The sequence below is a fragment of the Massilia niastensis DSM 21313 genome (genome assembly GCF_000382345.1).
GTDB lineage: Bacteria > Pseudomonadota > Gammaproteobacteria > Burkholderiales > Burkholderiaceae_D > Telluria > Telluria niastensis.
On sequence record NZ_KB908102.1, the window covers coordinates 15,621 to 30,984 of the forward strand.

General features: G+C 67.2%; 14 protein-coding genes. 5 read left to right on the forward strand and 9 right to left on the reverse strand.

Features of this window, described 5'->3' with window-relative positions:
- Positions 1-84: 84 nt before the first annotated feature.
- Both queC and H162_RS31090 read left to right on the forward strand, forming a co-directional pair.
- Positions 85-801: a 7-cyano-7-deazaguanine synthase QueC gene (gene queC / locus H162_RS0116350; protein WP_020654562.1), complete on the forward strand. Its 717-nt coding sequence runs from the start codon at positions 85-87 to the stop codon at positions 799-801.
- A 12-nt stretch (positions 802-813) separates the two neighbouring features.
- Positions 814-1,494, forward strand: coding sequence for a metallophosphoesterase family protein (locus tag H162_RS31090; protein ID WP_020654563.1), 681 nt, complete (start codon positions 814-816; stop codon positions 1,492-1,494).
- Here H162_RS31090 and H162_RS0116360 read toward each other — a convergent pair.
- Together H162_RS0116360 and H162_RS0116365 are read right to left on the reverse strand one after the other, a co-directional pair.
- On the reverse strand, positions 1,491-4,145 hold the full coding sequence (locus H162_RS0116360) for a bifunctional diguanylate cyclase/phosphodiesterase (protein WP_084677036.1): 2,655 nt from the start codon (positions 4,143-4,145) through the stop codon (positions 1,491-1,493). The genes H162_RS31090 and H162_RS0116360 overlap by 4 nt on opposite strands.
- 140 nt (positions 4,146-4,285) lie before the next feature.
- The gene (locus tag H162_RS0116365) at positions 4,286-4,663 is read right to left on the reverse strand and encodes a hypothetical protein (RefSeq protein ID WP_020654565.1); all 378 of its coding nucleotides are present in this window, start codon (positions 4,661-4,663) and stop codon (positions 4,286-4,288) included.
- Positions 4,664-5,212: 549 nt separating this feature from the next.
- Here H162_RS0116365 and H162_RS0116370 point away from each other — a divergent pair.
- Together H162_RS0116370 and H162_RS0116375 are read left to right on the forward strand one after the other, a co-directional pair.
- Positions 5,213-5,722 (forward strand): hypothetical protein, encoded by a 510-nt coding sequence (locus tag H162_RS0116370; protein WP_020654566.1) that lies wholly within the window; start codon positions 5,213-5,215, stop codon positions 5,720-5,722.
- A gap of 128 nt (positions 5,723-5,850) precedes the next feature.
- Positions 5,851-7,803: a GAF domain-containing sensor histidine kinase gene (locus H162_RS0116375; RefSeq protein WP_020654567.1), complete on the forward strand. Its 1,953-nt coding sequence runs from the start codon at positions 5,851-5,853 to the stop codon at positions 7,801-7,803.
- Between the two features lie 57 nt (positions 7,804-7,860).
- On the opposite strand, the gene H162_RS0116380 is transcribed toward H162_RS0116375, so the two are convergent.
- Both H162_RS0116380 and H162_RS0116385 read right to left on the reverse strand, forming a co-directional pair.
- Positions 7,861-9,366, reverse strand: a complete 1,506-nt coding sequence (locus H162_RS0116380; protein ID WP_020654568.1) for a DUF3369 domain-containing protein — start codon at positions 9,364-9,366, stop codon at positions 7,861-7,863.
- A 190-nt stretch (positions 9,367-9,556) separates the two neighbouring features.
- Entirely contained in the window at positions 9,557-10,294 is a 738-nt protein-coding gene (locus tag H162_RS0116385; protein ID WP_020654569.1) for a DNA-formamidopyrimidine glycosylase family protein, read from the reverse strand.
- A gap of 150 nt (positions 10,295-10,444) precedes the next feature.
- Here H162_RS0116385 and H162_RS0116390 point away from each other — a divergent pair, with 150 nt between their 5' ends.
- Entirely contained in the window at positions 10,445-10,936 is a 492-nt protein-coding gene (locus H162_RS0116390; protein WP_020654570.1) for a DUF3016 domain-containing protein, read from the forward strand.
- A 98-nt stretch (positions 10,937-11,034) separates the two neighbouring features.
- On the opposite strand, the gene H162_RS0116395 is transcribed toward H162_RS0116390, so the two are convergent.
- From H162_RS0116395 to H162_RS0116415, 5 genes are all read right to left on the reverse strand, one after another.
- Positions 11,035-12,105, reverse strand: a complete 1,071-nt coding sequence (locus H162_RS0116395; RefSeq protein WP_020654571.1) for a hypothetical protein — start codon at positions 12,103-12,105, stop codon at positions 11,035-11,037.
- Positions 12,106-12,134: 29 nt separating this feature from the next.
- Positions 12,135-12,638, reverse strand: a complete 504-nt coding sequence (locus H162_RS0116400) for a hypothetical protein (protein ID WP_020654572.1) — start codon at positions 12,636-12,638, stop codon at positions 12,135-12,137.
- A 17-nt stretch (positions 12,639-12,655) separates the two neighbouring features.
- A complete protein-coding gene (locus tag H162_RS0116405; RefSeq protein ID WP_211223708.1) occupies positions 12,656-13,240 on the reverse strand; it encodes an RNA polymerase sigma factor in 585 nt (194 codons plus the stop codon).
- A gap of 118 nt (positions 13,241-13,358) precedes the next feature.
- A complete protein-coding gene (locus H162_RS0116410; RefSeq protein WP_020654574.1) occupies positions 13,359-13,802 on the reverse strand; it encodes a thioesterase family protein in 444 nt (147 codons plus the stop codon).
- Positions 13,803-13,817: 15 nt separating this feature from the next.
- Positions 13,818-15,245 carry a PQQ-dependent sugar dehydrogenase gene (locus H162_RS0116415; RefSeq protein ID WP_229452103.1) on the reverse strand — a complete coding sequence of 476 codons (1,428 nt, stop codon included), beginning with the start codon at positions 15,243-15,245 and terminating at the stop codon, positions 13,818-13,820.
- Positions 15,246-15,364: the final 119 nt, after the last annotated feature.

Here is a 15,364-nt window from a genome sequence, read left to right on the forward strand (position 1 = left end):
GACGCTTAGCAGTAAGCGTGCCTACCCGGGGCCGGCGATTTGTGACAGAATTTGCGGTTTCCTCCGTAGCATTCCTTCCCGACCATGACCACCCCATCCCAAGACACCGCGCTCGTGCTGTTCAGCGGCGGCCAAGACTCCACCACCTGCCTCGCCTGGGCCCTGCGGCGCTATGCGCGCGTGGAGACGATCGGCTTCGACTACGGCCAGCGCCATGCGATCGAACTGGCGGTGCGCCCCACCGTGCTGGCCAGGCTGCGCGCCCTGGACCCGGGCTGGGATGCGCGCCTGGGCGAGGACCACATGATCGACCTGTCCCTGATCTCGAAGATCTCGGACACGGCCCTGACCAGCAACGTCGCGATCGCGATGCAGGAGAACGGCTTGCCGAACACCTTCGTCCCGGGGCGCAACCTGCTGTTCATGACGGTGGCCGCCACCGTCGCCTACCGCCGCGGCCTGAACGTGCTGGTCGGCGGCATGTGCGAGACCGATTTCTCCGGCTACCCGGACTGCCGCGACGACACCATGAAGGCGCTGCAGGTGGCGCTGAACCTGGGCATGGCGACCCGCCTGAAGGTCGAGACGCCCCTGATGTGGATCGACAAGGCCCAGACCTGGGAACTGGCGCAGCAGGAGGGGGGCGAGGCGCTGGTCGACCTGATCCGCTTCGACACCCATACCTGCTACCTCGGCGAGCGCGGCGCGGCGCACGACTGGGGCCACGGCTGCGGCGCCTGCCCGGCGTGCGAATTGCGCGCGCGCGGCTACGCCCGGTACAAGGCGCGCAAGGCAGCCTGATTCGGCGGCGCCATGCGCCTCGCGATCCTGAGCGACCTGCACGCCAACCGCGAAGCGCTGGCGGCCTGCCTCGCGCACGCCGCGCGCCAGCGCGCCGACCAGTATGCCTTCCTCGGCGACCTGGTGGGCTATGGCGCCGACCCGGCCTGGGTGGTGGACACGGTGATGGACTACGTGGACCGCGGCGCGATCGCCGTGCAGGGCAACCATGACTATGCCACGACCCATGAGGCGCCGGCCGGCATGCCTGCGGAGATGCAGGAGGCGCTCGCCTGGACCCGCGGCCGGCTGCGGCCCGGGCATCTCGCGTTCCTGGCCGGCCTGCCGCTGGCCCAGCAGCATGGCCACGCGCTGTTCGTGCACGCGAGCGCCGAGGATCCGGGCAAATGGATCTACGTGACCGGCGCCGCCCAGGCCGAGCGCAGCTTGCGCGCGACGCGCTGCCGGCTGGTGTTCTCGGGCCACGTGCATGTTCCGGCACTGTACCGGCGCGACGACGATGGCCGCATGGGCCACCAGGCGCCTGTGGACGGAAGCTGCATCGTGCTCGCACCGCGGCGCCAGTACCTGGCGATTGCCGGCTCGGTGGGGCAGCCGCGCGACGGCGGCAACGGCGCCTGCTACGCCATCTACGACGCCGTCACGGGTGAACTATGCTTTTTCCGGGTGCCCTACGGCCATGGCGCGGTCTAGAGGCCTTCGCGGCCCAGCAGCGCCAGCACCGCGTCCTGTTCCAGCGGATGGCTGAACAGGAAGCCCTGGTATTCGTCGCAGTCCATGCCGCGCAGGATCTCCAGCTGAGCCTGGGTCTCGACGCCTTCGGCCACCACCTTGAGCTTCAGGCCGCGCGCCAGGTTGACGATCGACAGGGCGATCGCGGCGCTGTCCTCGTCCCGGTCCAGGTCGCGCACGAAGGCGCGGTCGACCTTCAGGCGCGCGACCGGGAAGCGCTTCAGGTAGGCCAGGCTGGAATAGCCGGTGCCGAAGTCGTCGATCGACAGCTCGACGCCGAGCGCGCGGATCTCGTGCATCAGGCTGTCGACTTCCTCTTCCCGGCTCATCAGCGCGGTTTCGGTGATCTCCAGCTCCAGGCAGCCGGGCGGCACCCGGTATTGCGCCAGGCAGCGCCGGATCGTGTCCAGCAGCGTCTTCTGGTAGAACTGGGCCGGCGACAGGTTGACCGCCACCTTCACCTGCCGTCCCAGGCGTTCTGACCAGTCGCCGATCAGGCGGCAGGTTTCCTCCAGCGCCCAGGCGCCGACCGGGATGATCAGGCCGGTGCGTTCGGCGATCGGGATGAACTCGGCCGGCGACACCGGTCCCAGCGCCGCGCTGGACCAGCGCAGCAGCGCCTCGAAGCCGACGATGCGCTGCTCCTGCACGGTGACCTTGGGCTGGAATACCAGGCGCAGTTCGCCGCGTTCGAGGGCGCGGCGCAGGTGGCCTTCGATCCGCAGGCGCTGGTCGAGGTCGGAATGCATGCTGGTCGAGAAGAAGTGGACCGCCTCGCCCACTTCCACGCCATGGCCGGTGCTGGCGTTCTGCGCGCAGCGGTACAGTTCGTGGGCGCTGGCGGCGTCCTCGGGCGCCAGCGCCACCCCCAGCACCGGCGCGAGGTAGAAGTCGCGGCCGTCCAGGGCGAGGGGGCCGGACAGCAACTGGTGCAGCTGCATCGCGTAGCGCGCCACCTCGTCCCGTCCGGCGCCGGCATCGAGCAGGAAGGCGAATTCGGCGCCGCGCATGCGCGCCACCACCGCCACGTCGCCGGCGGCGGCGCGCAGCTGGTCGCCGATCTGCTGCAGCGCGTGGTCGCCGGCGCCATGGCCGAGCAGGTCGATGATCTCGTGCAGGCGCTCGAACACCAGCGAGAAGGCGGCGACCCCGCGGCCGCTCTCGGCGGCGCTGGCCAGGCGCGCGTCGAGCAGGCGCAGGAACTGGGTCTGGTTCGGCAGCCCGGTGAGCACGTCGAATTCGGCCAGGTAGGCCAGGCGCGCCTCGGCCCGTTCGCGTTCGGTGATATCGGTCAGCACCGTCACCAGCTGCGGGTCGCCGCCTTCGCCCACCAGCCGGGAGGTCAGCTCGATCACGGTGCGCACTTCGCCGCTGCCGTCGCTGATCGAGCCGATCGCCTCGACGCCCCTGCCTTGCGCGAGCGCGGCCGCGTAGCGGCGTTCGCGTTCCTCGCGTTCCTCGCTGAGCAGGACGCGTTCGTCCACGCCCGCCAGGTCGGCCGCGGGACGGCCGACCAGCCTGCCGAACGCTTCGTTGGCCAGCACGATGCGGCGCTCGCTGTCCAGCACCCAGATCGGCGCGCCGACGGCGTTGATCAGGGATGCCAGGAAATCGAAGCGCTTGCCCAGCCTCGCTTCGCTGGCGGACAGCAGCTCGATCAGGCGGAACTTGCGGCGCGAATCGCGCGCCACGCGCCAGGCGAGGAAGATCAGCACGACGGACACCAGCAGGTAGAACTCCAGCGCCATCCACATCCGTTCGTACCAGGGATCGAGCGCCTCGGCGCGGTTCATGCCCGTGATGATCACCAGCGGAAAGCCCTCGATCGTGTCGTAGCCATACAGGCGCGCCGTGTTGTCGAGCGGGCTGCGGGCGTCGATCTCGCCGCGCGGGGAGCGCGGCAGGTACTCGCGGAACAGGGGCGTGCCGGCGAACGAGCGGCCGATCCCGGCGGGCAGCGATGGTTCGCGGATCAGCATGGTGCCGTCCTGGTGGAACAGGGTCACCGAGCCGCCTGGACCCAGCTCGATCTGCCTGGTGATGCGCTCGAAATGCTCGGAGTCGACCTGCGCCAGCACGCTGCCGAGATGCTTGCCGCGGCCGTCGCGGACCTGGCGCACGAAGTTGATCACGCCGCGGCCGGTCTGGCGGTCGACGTCGGACATGCTGATCTGCACCACATCGCCGCCGCGGGTCGGCGACGGCAGGGCCGGCAGCACGCGCGCCGCGGCGCGCGCGGTGCGGGCGCTGCCGAGCAGGCGGTCGTCGGCATCGAAGACGGCGATGCGCAGCAGGTAGGGCCGCGCCGGACCGGCGCTCTCGTCCATCAGGAGCGCTTCCAGCCTGCCTGTGGCGCCCTTGCGCAGCACGTTGGCGAGGCGCAGCGTGCTGCCGTCCACGCCCTGGGCGGCGGTCGCGACCTGGGCCGCGAAGACGATGGCGATGTTGCGCAGGTTGACTTTCTGGTCGCGCAAGGTCTCCTGGTAGCTGGTGTACAGCATCGATGCGGTGACCAGGCCGAGGACGGCGATCAGGCCTGCCGTGACGATCACGAGCCGGGCGATGGGGTACGGGCGGGTACGGTATTCTGCTGGATTGTCCGGTATGTGCATGCCTGCCCGCGACGAGTGGGTTCAGCCGGGAATTTTACATGAAGCCCGTACATACTCCGCGCCGCAGGGAATGAAGCGCTGCGGCGGCGAAAAAAAAGCCGGGAGGAACCCGGCCGCGAAGAGGGAGTGTCCGGAGCGGATCACGCGGTGGCGTGCGTGGCCACGCGGGCGCGGCGCGAACGGTTGACGAAGTACCACACCAGCGCCAGCGGCAGCAGCAGGGGCAGCAGCAGGGGCGAGATCAGGAGCGCCACCGACACCGCGCACACGCCCAGGACGCCGAGCAGGATCACCCCGAGGCCGGCGAACACCACCGCCAGCACGACACCCACGACCAGGGTCACCAGGATCCCGAGGATCGTGCCGCCGCCCGCGAACAGCACGGCCAGCAGGGCGCCGAGGGGACCGTCGATCTCTTCGCCGTCGAAGTTGACCGTCATGTCGCCGCTGTAGCTGGCGACGTTCCACAGCAGCAGGGCAAACAGGAACAGGATGACATAGGGGGCGTACTTTTTCATGGCGGTCCTCATCTGGGTTGGTCGTTGCATCGTTGTGTCGTCTGCAGCATGCTTGCACTGTATGCGCGGCGCCCGGGACGGGCCACCGGATTGCGACAGGATGCATTTTCCCCGGTCCGGACAGCCTGTTGGCGCGATGGAACGGCGCGCTTCAGGACGGGGATTTTTCCTTGAAATGCGTGGATTGTTACCTATACTGACAGCCTGCTCTGTTACAGGGGGATCCTTATGCAAGCTGTTGTTCCCGTCCCGAGGGACCACCTGGCCACGCTCCATCCCGCATTGGCCAACAGCGGTCCCAAAGGCCCGCCATCGGCGCCACCGACCATCCCGCCGATCATCATCAACCCGTTCAATCGGGAAAGACCAGCGCCGGCCATCGATCCACGCCGCACCCCGGACGGTCCGCCGGTCATACCGCCACGGGGACCCGACTGGCGCTGTCCCAGGGTCGCCTGACCCGCCGCCCGCACGAAGCGGGCTTTTTCATGTGCCCGGTTTCCTCTATGATTCGGCTTTGGGCCGATGCCCGCCGAAGGAAACCGACACATGAACGACGACACCCACGATCACGACCACGACGACGAAGAGGCCGGACCGGTGCAGGAACCCCGCCTGTGGCAGGGCAACGGCTGGACGGCGCGCGTCATCAAGAACGAAGACGACGATGGCTGGGCGGTCGCGATGATCAAGGACGGGGAGCCGGAACCGGCGCTGGTCGGCCCCTGGACCATGGGGCGCGACAAGAAAAACCCGAAACCGCTGGACACCGCGGCATTCAACACGCTGGTCAAGACGGCATCGGAAGTGATCCGGCGCCACGAGCAGCAACTGCACGCGATCCTGCACAAGAGCATCTATGTCTGGACCGAGCAGACGGGCGAACTCAAGGTCACGCTGGATATCGTTCCCGATGACGACGATCCGTATGCGATGCTGGCCGCCTTCGACCAGATGGGCGAGCAGGTGGCGCGGGTGCGGGTGGCGGCGAGCTTCAAGCTGACGCAGGCGTCGGCGCAGGCGTGGTTCGCGAACGATTTCCGCGCGCCGCGCTCGTAAGGGAGATAGTGCTGGCTGAATCAGTGTCGCGATTCCAGCCAGCAAACAATGTAGCCCCGCAACCCTCCTGCACCGCCCCCAAACTGTTACTATTTCCCCTAGGCATTCATTAATGATATGGGGAAGCAATGGAACGTCTTGACCGGCTGGAAGCGGTCCAGTCGATGCTGCTCGAGATCGGGCAACTGTCGACCAGCTGCAGCGACATCACCGCATTCATCAAGGCCGTGCACGGTGCGCTGGGCCGCATCATGTACGCAGCCAACTTCTACGTGGCGCTGGCCGACCGCGAGGACGGCAGCGTGCGTTTCGCGTATTTCGTCGACGAGGCCGACGAGGGCCCGGATCCCGGCGAGCGGATCCGGCTCGCCTCCCCCGAACAGTCGCCCACCGCCTGGGTGCTGCTGAACCGCCGCACCCTGGTCATCACCGCCGACGACTTCAGGGAACGCGAACGCAGCGGCATCGCCTGGGGCAACGGCAGCGCGGCCGAGCACTGGATGGGCTGCCCGCTGCTCGACCAGAACCACCAGGCGCTGGGCGCGATCGTCATCCAGAGCTATACCGAGGGCGTCACCTACAGCGAGGAAGACCAGGCGCTGTTCGCGCTGATCGCCAACCACGTGTCGAACGCGCTGCAGGGCCTGCAGAGCATGGACCGGCTGGAGCGCGCGGTGCAGGAACGCACCGCCGCGCTGGCGCACGAGGTGGCCGAGCGCCGCCGCGCGGAACAGGTGCAGCACGCGCTGTACCAGATCGCCAGCCTGTCGGCGCAGGCGCTCGATACCGAGGTCCTGACCGCCAGCCTGCACCGCATCATCGGCGAGCTGATGGTGGCCGAGAACTTCCTGATCGGGCTGTACCACCCGGACACCGAGGAAATCAGCATTCCCTATTTCGTCGACCAGAAGGACGGCGAGGCGCCGGTCAAGCGCTTCCCGTTCGGGAAGGCGATGTGCTCCTACGTCCTGTCGAGCAAGCAGGCGCAGCTCCACGACGCCGACAGCTTCCGCCGGCTGGTGGCCAATGGCCTGGTCCGGGAGCCGCTCGGCGACACCGGGATCGCGAGCTGGATGGGCGCGCCGATGCTGGTGCACGACAAGCCCTACGGCGTGATCATCGTGCAGAGCTACGATCCGGCGATCGTGTACGGCAAGGCCGACCTCGACCTGCTGGCCTTCATGGCCAGCCACGTCGCGGTGGCGATCGCCCGCATGCAGGCCGACCGCGCGATCCGCAAGGCCAAGGAAAGGCTGGAACAGCAGAACGCGGCCCTGAACGAGGCGCTGGGCGCGCTGCGCGACGCGCAGTCGGAGCTGGTGCGCCAGGAGAAGCTGGCCTCGCTGGGCCGGCTGGTGGCGGGCGTGGCGCACGAGATCAACACCCCGCTGGGGATCTGCGTGACAGCCACCAGCCACCTGGTGCAGGAGCTCAAGCTGACCCGCGAGGAACTGGCGGCGGGGGAGATGACCGAGGACAGCCTGCACGGCTTCTTCGACATCGTCGACCAGTCGCTGCGCATCCTGACCACCAACACGCAGCGCGCGGCGGCGCTGGTGCGCAGCTTCAAGCAGGTGGCGGTGGACCAGTCCTCGGACGATATCCGCAGCTTCAACCTGCATACCTACCTGAACGAAGTGCTGCTGTCGCTGCAGCCCAAGCTCAAGGGGCGGCCGGTGAAGGTGGACCTGGCCTGCCCGCCGGACCTGATGCTCGACAGCTTCCCGGGAGCGGTGTCGCAGATCGTCACCAACATGGTGATGAACTCGCTGGTGCACGGTTTCGAGCGCGAGCAGCCGGGCACCATCACGATCCGCGCGGCGCTGGAGGACGACTGGGTCGGCTTCGACTATGCCGACGATGGCGCGGGGATGGACAAGGACACGCTGGACAAGCTGTTCGATCCGTTCTTCACCACCAGGCGCGGGATCGGCGGCAGCGGGCTGGGGGCGCACATCCTGTACAACCTGGTGACCGGGGCGCTGGGCGGCAGCGTGCGGGTGGAAAGCGCGCCGGGGAAGGGCCTGCGCTACCACCTGCGCTTCCCGCGCTCGCAGCGCAAGGAAAAGGCGGCCGCATAACGGAAACGGGCGGCTGCGCCGCCCGTCCTGCGTGCCAAACCACGCGTTCGACGACGATCAATCCGGCCAGTTGCGGTTGATCTCGATCGCCTTGTCCATGTTCTTGATGAGCAGGTCGACGTAGTACGGATCGAGGTGGTGGCCCGCCACTTCGCGCAGGTGCTCGGTGACCTTCTCGGCCGGCCAGGCGTCCTTGTAGCAGCGCTTGTGGCTCAGGGCGTCGAACACGTCGGCCACGGCCACGATGCGCGCGTACGGGTGGATGTCCTCGCCGCGCAGGCCTTGCGGGTAGCCGCTGCCGTCGTACTTCTCGTGGTGCTGGTGCGCGATCACCGCGGCCGCCTTCAGGATCGGACGCGAGGAGCCGTCCAGGATCTGCAGGCCCACGGTCGGGTGCTGCTTCATGATTTCCCACTCGTCCTCGGTCAGGCGGCCCGGCTTGAGCAGCACCGCGTCCGGCGTCGCGATCTTGCCCACGTCGTGCATCGGCGCCGCGTGCATCAGCACCGCCGTCTCGTCGTCCGGCATGCCGGCGGCCTGGGCCAGCAGGTGGCAGACCTGCGACATGCGGCGCACGTGGTTGCCGGCCTCGTTCGAGCGCGATTCGACCACGTCGCCGAGGCGCAGGATCAGTTCGGCCTGGGTATCGGTGATCTCCTGGTTCAGCAGGATGTTGTCGAAGGCGATCGCCACGCCCGAGCAGAACACTTCGAGCAGCTGGGCGTCGATCTCGGAGATCTCTTCCACGCCCTTGAGCACCAGCAGCGAGGCCTTGCCGCTGTTGTTCGGGAAGTAGCCGACATAGGTGTCGCCATGCAGGCGCGAGATGCGGTTCTTGCGCGCGTCGTCGAGCTGGGCCACCAGTTCCGGGCCGATATCCTCGCGGCCCAGGTCGCCGATCTGGGCCAGCACCTCGTACTGGCTCTGGCCGGTGATCATGCTCGCGCCCTTCAGGCGCAGCAGCATGCTCTGCTCCAGGCGCAGCAGCGCCACCACCTGCTGCAGCAGGCCGTTGGCGAAATCCTTCAGGTTCCGCTGCTGGAAGATGTGGGCCGAGGCCGCGATCACGCGCTCCAGGCCCTCGCGGTAGTTCTGCTGCACCCGGCGCGCTTCCTCGACCTTCATGATGTCGCGGTAGGCGCGCAGCGCGGCGAAGGTGGTCGTGAACAGCTTGGTCCGATCGAGCTCGGTCTTTTCCTTGTAGTCGTTGATGTCGTAGTCGACGATCACGCGTTCTTCCGGCGCCTGACCGGGCTGGCCGGTGCGCAGCACGATGCGGGTGAACTGGTTGTCCAGTTCCTGGCGCATCCAGCGCGCCACTTCGAGGCCGCTGTCCTCGCGTTCCATCACCACGTCCAGGAACACCAGTGCAATGTCCTTTTCGCGCGCCAGCACCTCCTTCGCTTCCGCGCCGCTGTAGGCATGCACGAAGGAGAGCGCGCGGCCGTCGAGGCGGAAGCGCGACAGGGTCAGCTTGGTGATGTCATGGATATCCGGCTCATCGTCTACCAGCAACACTTTCCAGGGCGCGAGCTTGGGGACGGCGGAAGACAAGAAGGACATAGGATTTTCAATTACCGTGGTTGGCTGGTGTCGTTTGAACGTGTTCTTGCAGAAAATAATATCTGCAAGTCAAGTTAATTGTAGTACGACAAATGACCCTTAACAACAGGCAATAGTAAAAGTGTTGGGGAAAGATGTCACACCTTCTCTTTCGAAAGAAGGGTGTAAGTACACTCAGTGCGAAGGGACGTCAGTTGTAGCGTTTCTGGCAACGCTCGCAATAGAAGCTGCGCCGCTTGGTGCGTCCCAGGTTGGCCTTCAGGAAGGGGATGTCGCAGCGCGGGCAGGTCTTCTGCGCGTGCGCCAGCCAGTGCTGCTTGAGCACGAACTGCTTTTTCCAGGCGAGGAAGTCGAAACTGTACTGGCGCGCCTCGTCGACCAGTGCGCGCAGCTTGGGCGCGGGCAGGGCGCCGACGTTCGACAATGGATGCACGCGGATGCGGAACAGCACCTCGTTCTTGATGATGTTGCCCACGCCTGAGAAGATGTCCTGGTCGAGCAGGGCGTCGCAGGCCAGCAGCTCGGGACGGGCGCGCAGTTTCTTGCGCGCCTTCTTCGGATCCCACTGGTCCGACATCACGTCGGCGCTGAAGTCATAGGCTTCGAAGGCGGTGCGCTCGATTTCCCTGACCGAGCAGGCATACACATTCAGCTCGCCGCCGTCCGCCATCCGCAGCGACAGCCGCGCGGGCTTGTCGCGCCGCTCGTCGATGCGATAGGTGCCGAACAGCAGGAAATGAATGCGCAGCACCAGTCCGGGCAGCTCGATCAGGAGGTGCTTGCCCCAGGTGTGCAGCGCCACGATGGGCTGCCCGACGAGGCGGGCGGTGTCGATGGCCCAGGTATTGCCTTCGGCATGGACGATTTCCTGCCCCACGAAGCGCGCGGCCTGTTCCTTCAGGATGTAAAGCGATGGACCTTCCGGCACGGATGACCTCCTGGCGCCATTGTCGTCCGGCGTACGGAAACGCCCTGTGCGCGGCCTAACATTTGGATACAAAACTCCGACGATCCCGGACTCGCAGAAGGAATAAACGGGCGTATATTTGAACCAGACCGCAAGGAAGGAGAGAAGGCGATGAACGCGTTGTTTGGAAAAGTGGCCCTGATGGGCCTGCTCGCATTGGGCGCCGGGACGGCGTCCGCGGGCGTGACCGTGAAGTACATCGAGGCGGACAAGTTCGCCGACATGCCGTTCGCGCCCTGGGAGCGCGAGGAAGTACTGCGTGACCTGACCGATTATTTCAACGAGCTGGGCGCCAAGCTGCCGCAGGGCCAGGACCTGGCCATCGAAGTGACCGACATCGACCTGGCGGGCCGCGAGTACCCGAACGTGCGCGGGCCGCGCGAGCTGCGCATCCTGAAGGGCGGCGCGGACTGGCCGATCATCAACCTGCGCTACAGCCTGACCCAGGATGGCCAGGTGCTGCATGCCGGCGACGCCAAGCTCTCCGACATGAACTACCTGCACCGCATCCACCGCTATAACGATAACGACAGCCTGCGTTATGAAAAGCGGATGATCCTGGAGTGGTTCAACGCCACCATCCTGAAGAAGAAATCGGGTTGAGCGGCCGATGACGGCCGGATGAGACAGGCCGCAGCGGCGATGGATAGTCCAGAAAAACGGCGCCCGCGGCGCCGTTTTTCATGGTTGACGAGGCGCGCTCATTCGCCCTTCTTGATGACGGTCGTGCGCCCGGGCGCCATCGCATCGCGGACGGTGTAGTCGGACGGCACCGTGAACAGCGCCGCCGCCGGTTCGCCGCGCTTCAGGTCGTCGAGGCGGTACACCATGTCGCCGCTGCGCGGGTCGCTGTGCTTGTGGTAGACCATGACCTGCAGCTCGGGCGAGGTCCAGGTTTCGCTGCTGACCGTGATCGGATCGCGGTTGCCGATCTCGCCGGCCGGGATCTCGTAGCTGCGCTGGCGGCCCTGGGCCTTCACGCCCGAGAACTCGCGCGTGCCGAGGTCGCGGCTGACCGCCTTGGCCGCCCACTTCGCGTCGCCGATCGCGCCGGCGATCATCGGTCCGAGCTGGATCGACATGTCGCGCGTCGCCAGCGCGGCGGCCGCCGCCGGCTCGGCGATGCGGATGCGCACGTCCTTGTGTTCGTCGGCGCGCGCCACTTCCTTGACGATGATGCGGCTGTCCTCGGACAGCTTGCCCTCGCGGCGCAACTGCTCGACGTGGGCGCGCGCCTGTTCGGCCGCCACCCGGGCGTATTCTCGCGCCGCGCGGGCGTGTTCGGTCGCCGCGACGCGCGCGGCTTCTCCCGGCGCCGCAACCCTGGTCGCGGTCTTGCTGTTCGGGCGCAGCACCCAGCGCACGCCTTCGACCGGATCGTGGATGGTCACCACGCGCACCTGGCCATTGTCGTCGCGTACTTCGCTGCGGGTGCGGCCGGCGCTGTCGCGGTAGTTCATCGAACTGGCCTTGTTGACGATCTGGTTGCCGTCGGCCAGCTGCCGCACGCGTTCGGACACCGATTCGGCGCTGTACGGGGCGTTCTTGACCACCCGTCCCGGATGCATCTGGATCAGGGGACCGGTGAAGGAGCCCTCGAAGGCGCGCAGGCCTCCCAGGTCGCCGGTGTGGACCTGCAGGGTGTCGCCCTGGCGGGTGACGATGCGGCGCTCCATGCGCTCGACGCGTTCCTGGGGCTCTTCCATCTCGTCGGCCTGCGCCGGCGCGAAGGCGCAGGCCAGCAGTGCTGCAATCAGGATCTTCTTGGTCATCATGGCATCCTCGGTTGGTAATCGTCTTGTCAGTTGGGCGCGCTCAGGCGCACCGCCAGCGGATGGCCGTCGGCCGCCACCAGCATTTCGGCGCGCACCGTGCCGCCGGCGTTTTCCGGGTCGACCGGCATGCCCAGCGGCGCCAGCGCCGTCTGCGGCAGGTCGGCCTGGACCACGCGCGCATTCGGTTCCTGTTCGATGCGTTCGAGCGATTCGAGCGCGATGAAGGCGCTGCCCTGGTCGACGCTCACCAGCGATGGCGGCGCCTCCACGGTGACGGCGCGGTGCGGCGACAGCGCCAGCAGCAGCGCCACCGCGCTCAAGGAGCACAGCGCGCCGGCCGCGCCCCACTGCGGCAGCGACAGCCTGCGGTACCACGGCTGCTTCTTCGGGAACTGGCGGGCGAAGGCCTGCATCAGCTCCTTTTCGACGCAGCGCGGGGCCTCGTGCCCGGCCAGTTCGCCGCGCAGCGCCTTGAATCGTTCGTCCAGCGCCGCCAGCGCCGGGTCGTGGGTGTCCCTGGTATCGTCCATGTTCTTTCCTTCCTCGCTCAGGCCGTGGCCCTGGCCGCGGGGTGCTGCGCCTGCAGCCGCTTGGCCAGGGCCGCCCGTCCGCGCGCCAGGCGCGAGCGCACGGTGCCGATGTCCACCTGGCAGATCTCGGCGATCTCCTGGTAGGACAGGTCGTGCAGTTCATACAGGATGACCGGGTCGCGGTAGTGCGGCGGCAGCAGGGCCAGCGCACGGCGCACCTGCTCGGCCGCCTCGTTCCCGAGCAGCCGCCCGAGCGGCTCCTGGGCCTCGCAGGCCAGCTCCAGCTCCCCGTCCTCGTCGGGCTCCGGCAGGGCGACCTGGCGCTGGCGCGGCTCTTCCAGCTTCAGGACCAGGTTGCGCGCCACCCCGAACAGGAAGTGCTGCAGCTGCCCGCGCAGCGGGTCGTAGCGGAACCGGCCCGTCATCAGCCCCATGAAGGCTTCCTGCACGATGTCGGCCGCCGTATCGCCCGAGCCGCAGCGCAGCAGCGCGAAGCGGTACAGCGGGCCCTGGTGCCGCCGGTACAGCGCCGCGAAGGCGGCCGCCGTGCCGGCATGCATCTGGCGCAGCAGTTCGGTGTCGAAGTGGTCGGGTGTGCTCATGATGGTCATCTTTTCCTGTATTCCGCCGGCGCGGCGAAAAAGTTCCAACTTTTTTCAGAAAAAGAAACGCCCCGCGCCGGAAGCCGGGCGGGGCGCTGGTTCGTCGAGAAGAAAACGCTTAGTCGATCCAGTTCACGCGGTCGAACTTGGAGCGGAATTCTTCCGGCATGACGACCACCTGGCTGGTCTTGTAGTTGAAGAAGACGAAACCCGACTTGGCCATGGCGATCAGCTTGCGGTCGCGCGGGCGGGTGATGCGGAAGGTGATGTCGCCGCCGTACTTGTTAAAGTCCATGACGCCGACTTCGAACAGCAGCTGGTCGCGCGCATGCGCTTCGGCGCGGTAGGTGGTGGCCAGGTCGGTGACGATGATGCCGGTGCCGTCGCGCTCGGTTTCGGCGACGCCGAACTCGAACAGGAAGCGCGCCCGCGCCTCGGAGATCATCGAGATCATCGAGTCGTTGCCGAGGTGGTTGGCGGCATTGATGTCGGTGACGCGCACGGTCAGTGGCGTCGAATAGTAGAACTGGTCTTCAGGGAAATCGAGTTGTAAGCGTGCCATTTCTTTATTCTAAACTTATTGCGCGGCAGCCCGTCCAATTTTATGGATGACTCCCGCCGCTGAGAGGAGATAGAGTTCGCCGGCCGCGTCCTGTCCGAACGACAGGACCTGGCCGATCGTGCCGATGTTCCAGTCGCGCTGTTCGACGATGCCGGCGCTGGTGGCGAAGAAGCTCTTCAGGTAGCCACGGCAGAGGTCGGAATAAAAATACCGTCCGGCCAGTTCGGGCAGGGCGCTGCCGCGATAGACGAAGCCGCCGATGATCGAGCAGCCGTTGGCGTCGTTGGCGCCATGCTCGTATTCGAAGGCCGGCAGGGTCAGGCCGGTGCGGTCGCAGGCCGCGCTGCCGTAGCACAGCGTGCCCTCCAGGATATTCCAGCCGTAGTTCAGGCCACCCTGGGCGGCGCCGGCGATGTTGACTTCCTCGCGCCGGTCCTGGCCGACGTCGGACAGGTAGAGCTGGGCGCCGTCGAAGGCGAAGCGCCAGGGGTTGCGCAGGCCGGCGGCCCAGATCTCGGCACGGCGGTTGGCCTGGCCGCGGTAGGGGTTGTCGAGGGGAATCGTATACGGCTGGGCGACCGTGGCGCCGGCCACGTTGATACGCAGCAGCTTGCCGAGCAGCACAGACAGGTCTTGGGCATTGCTCTGCGGATCGCCGCCGCCGCCGCCGTCGCCGGTGCCCAGGTAAAGGTAGCCGTCCGGTCCGAAGACGAGCTGGCCGCCGAAATGGTTCAGGAAGTTCGGATGCGGAATGCGCAGGATCACCAGGCCCGAGGTCGGGTCGGCCAGGGCCGGGTTGGGGCCGACGGTATAGCGCTCGATGACGATGTTGCGCTGCGGGTCGGTGTAATAGAGATAGAAGTAGCCGTTGCCGGCGAACTGGGGATCGAAGGCGATCGACAGCAGGCCGCCTTCGCCGGCGGTGGATACCTGGCCGCTGATGTCGAGGAAGGGCAGGGTCAGGGTGGCGCCGTTCTGGACGATGCGCACCAGGCCCGCGCGTTCGGTGACGAACAGGCGCGTGTCGCCGGGCGGCGCGCTGAGATAGGTCGGACTGTCGAGGTTCCTGACGACCTGGGTCAGGGTGATGGCGAACGTGGTGCTGGAATAGGCGACCGCGGCGGTGACGCTGCCGCCGGCGCTGACCACGGCGCTTTGGGTAGCCGGGGTCGGCTGGTAGGTGGTGCCGCCGGAGGTGACCGAGGCGGCCGCCAGGCTGTAGCTGCCGGGCGCCAGGCCGGTCAGGGTCTGCGACTGGTTCAGGTCTTGCACGTAGTTGTTCGGGCCGGTGACGCGCAGCGACCCGTTGACCCCGGCCGGCAGGCCGGTGGCGACCACGGCCAGCGTACCCGTGGTGACCGGCGGCGTGACCGGACCGACCGGTCCCGGATCGCCGCCTCCGCCGCCGCAGGCGGCCAGCAGCATTGTCACAAAGAGCAACACCCATCTCCGCACGCGCCCGACCAGCATGATCGCCTCCATCGCAGCCGCTTAGTGGCATCCATTGTGCCAGCGATCGGTGACAATTCACTATCGAATCGTGCGCCGGCCGCCGCCTGATG

Coding starts and splice junctions, on each gene's coding strand:
- queC (WP_020654562.1), top strand. CDS start 85: ATGACCACCCCATCCCAAGACACCGCGCTCGTGCTGTTCAGCGGCGGC.
- H162_RS31090 (WP_020654563.1), top strand. CDS start 814: ATGCGCCTCGCGATCCTGAGCGACCTGCACGCCAACCGCGAAGCGCTG.
- H162_RS0116360 (WP_084677036.1), bottom strand. CDS start 4,145: ATGCACATACCGGACAATCCAGCAGAATACCGTACCCGCCCGTACCCC.
- H162_RS0116365 (WP_020654565.1), bottom strand. CDS start 4,663: ATGAAAAAGTACGCCCCCTATGTCATCCTGTTCCTGTTTGCCCTGCTG.
- H162_RS0116370 (WP_020654566.1), top strand. CDS start 5,213: ATGAACGACGACACCCACGATCACGACCACGACGACGAAGAGGCCGGA.
- H162_RS0116375 (WP_020654567.1), top strand. CDS start 5,851: ATGGAACGTCTTGACCGGCTGGAAGCGGTCCAGTCGATGCTGCTCGAG.
- H162_RS0116380 (WP_020654568.1), bottom strand. CDS start 9,366: ATGTCCTTCTTGTCTTCCGCCGTCCCCAAGCTCGCGCCCTGGAAAGTG.
- H162_RS0116390 (WP_020654570.1), top strand. CDS start 10,445: ATGAACGCGTTGTTTGGAAAAGTGGCCCTGATGGGCCTGCTCGCATTG.
- H162_RS0116395 (WP_020654571.1), bottom strand. CDS start 12,105: ATGACCAAGAAGATCCTGATTGCAGCACTGCTGGCCTGCGCCTTCGCG.
- H162_RS0116400 (WP_020654572.1), bottom strand. CDS start 12,638: ATGGACGATACCAGGGACACCCACGACCCGGCGCTGGCGGCGCTGGAC.
- H162_RS0116405 (WP_211223708.1), bottom strand. CDS start 13,240: ATGAGCACACCCGACCACTTCGACACCGAACTGCTGCGCCAGATGCAT.
- H162_RS0116410 (WP_020654574.1), bottom strand. CDS start 13,802: ATGGCACGCTTACAACTCGATTTCCCTGAAGACCAGTTCTACTATTCG.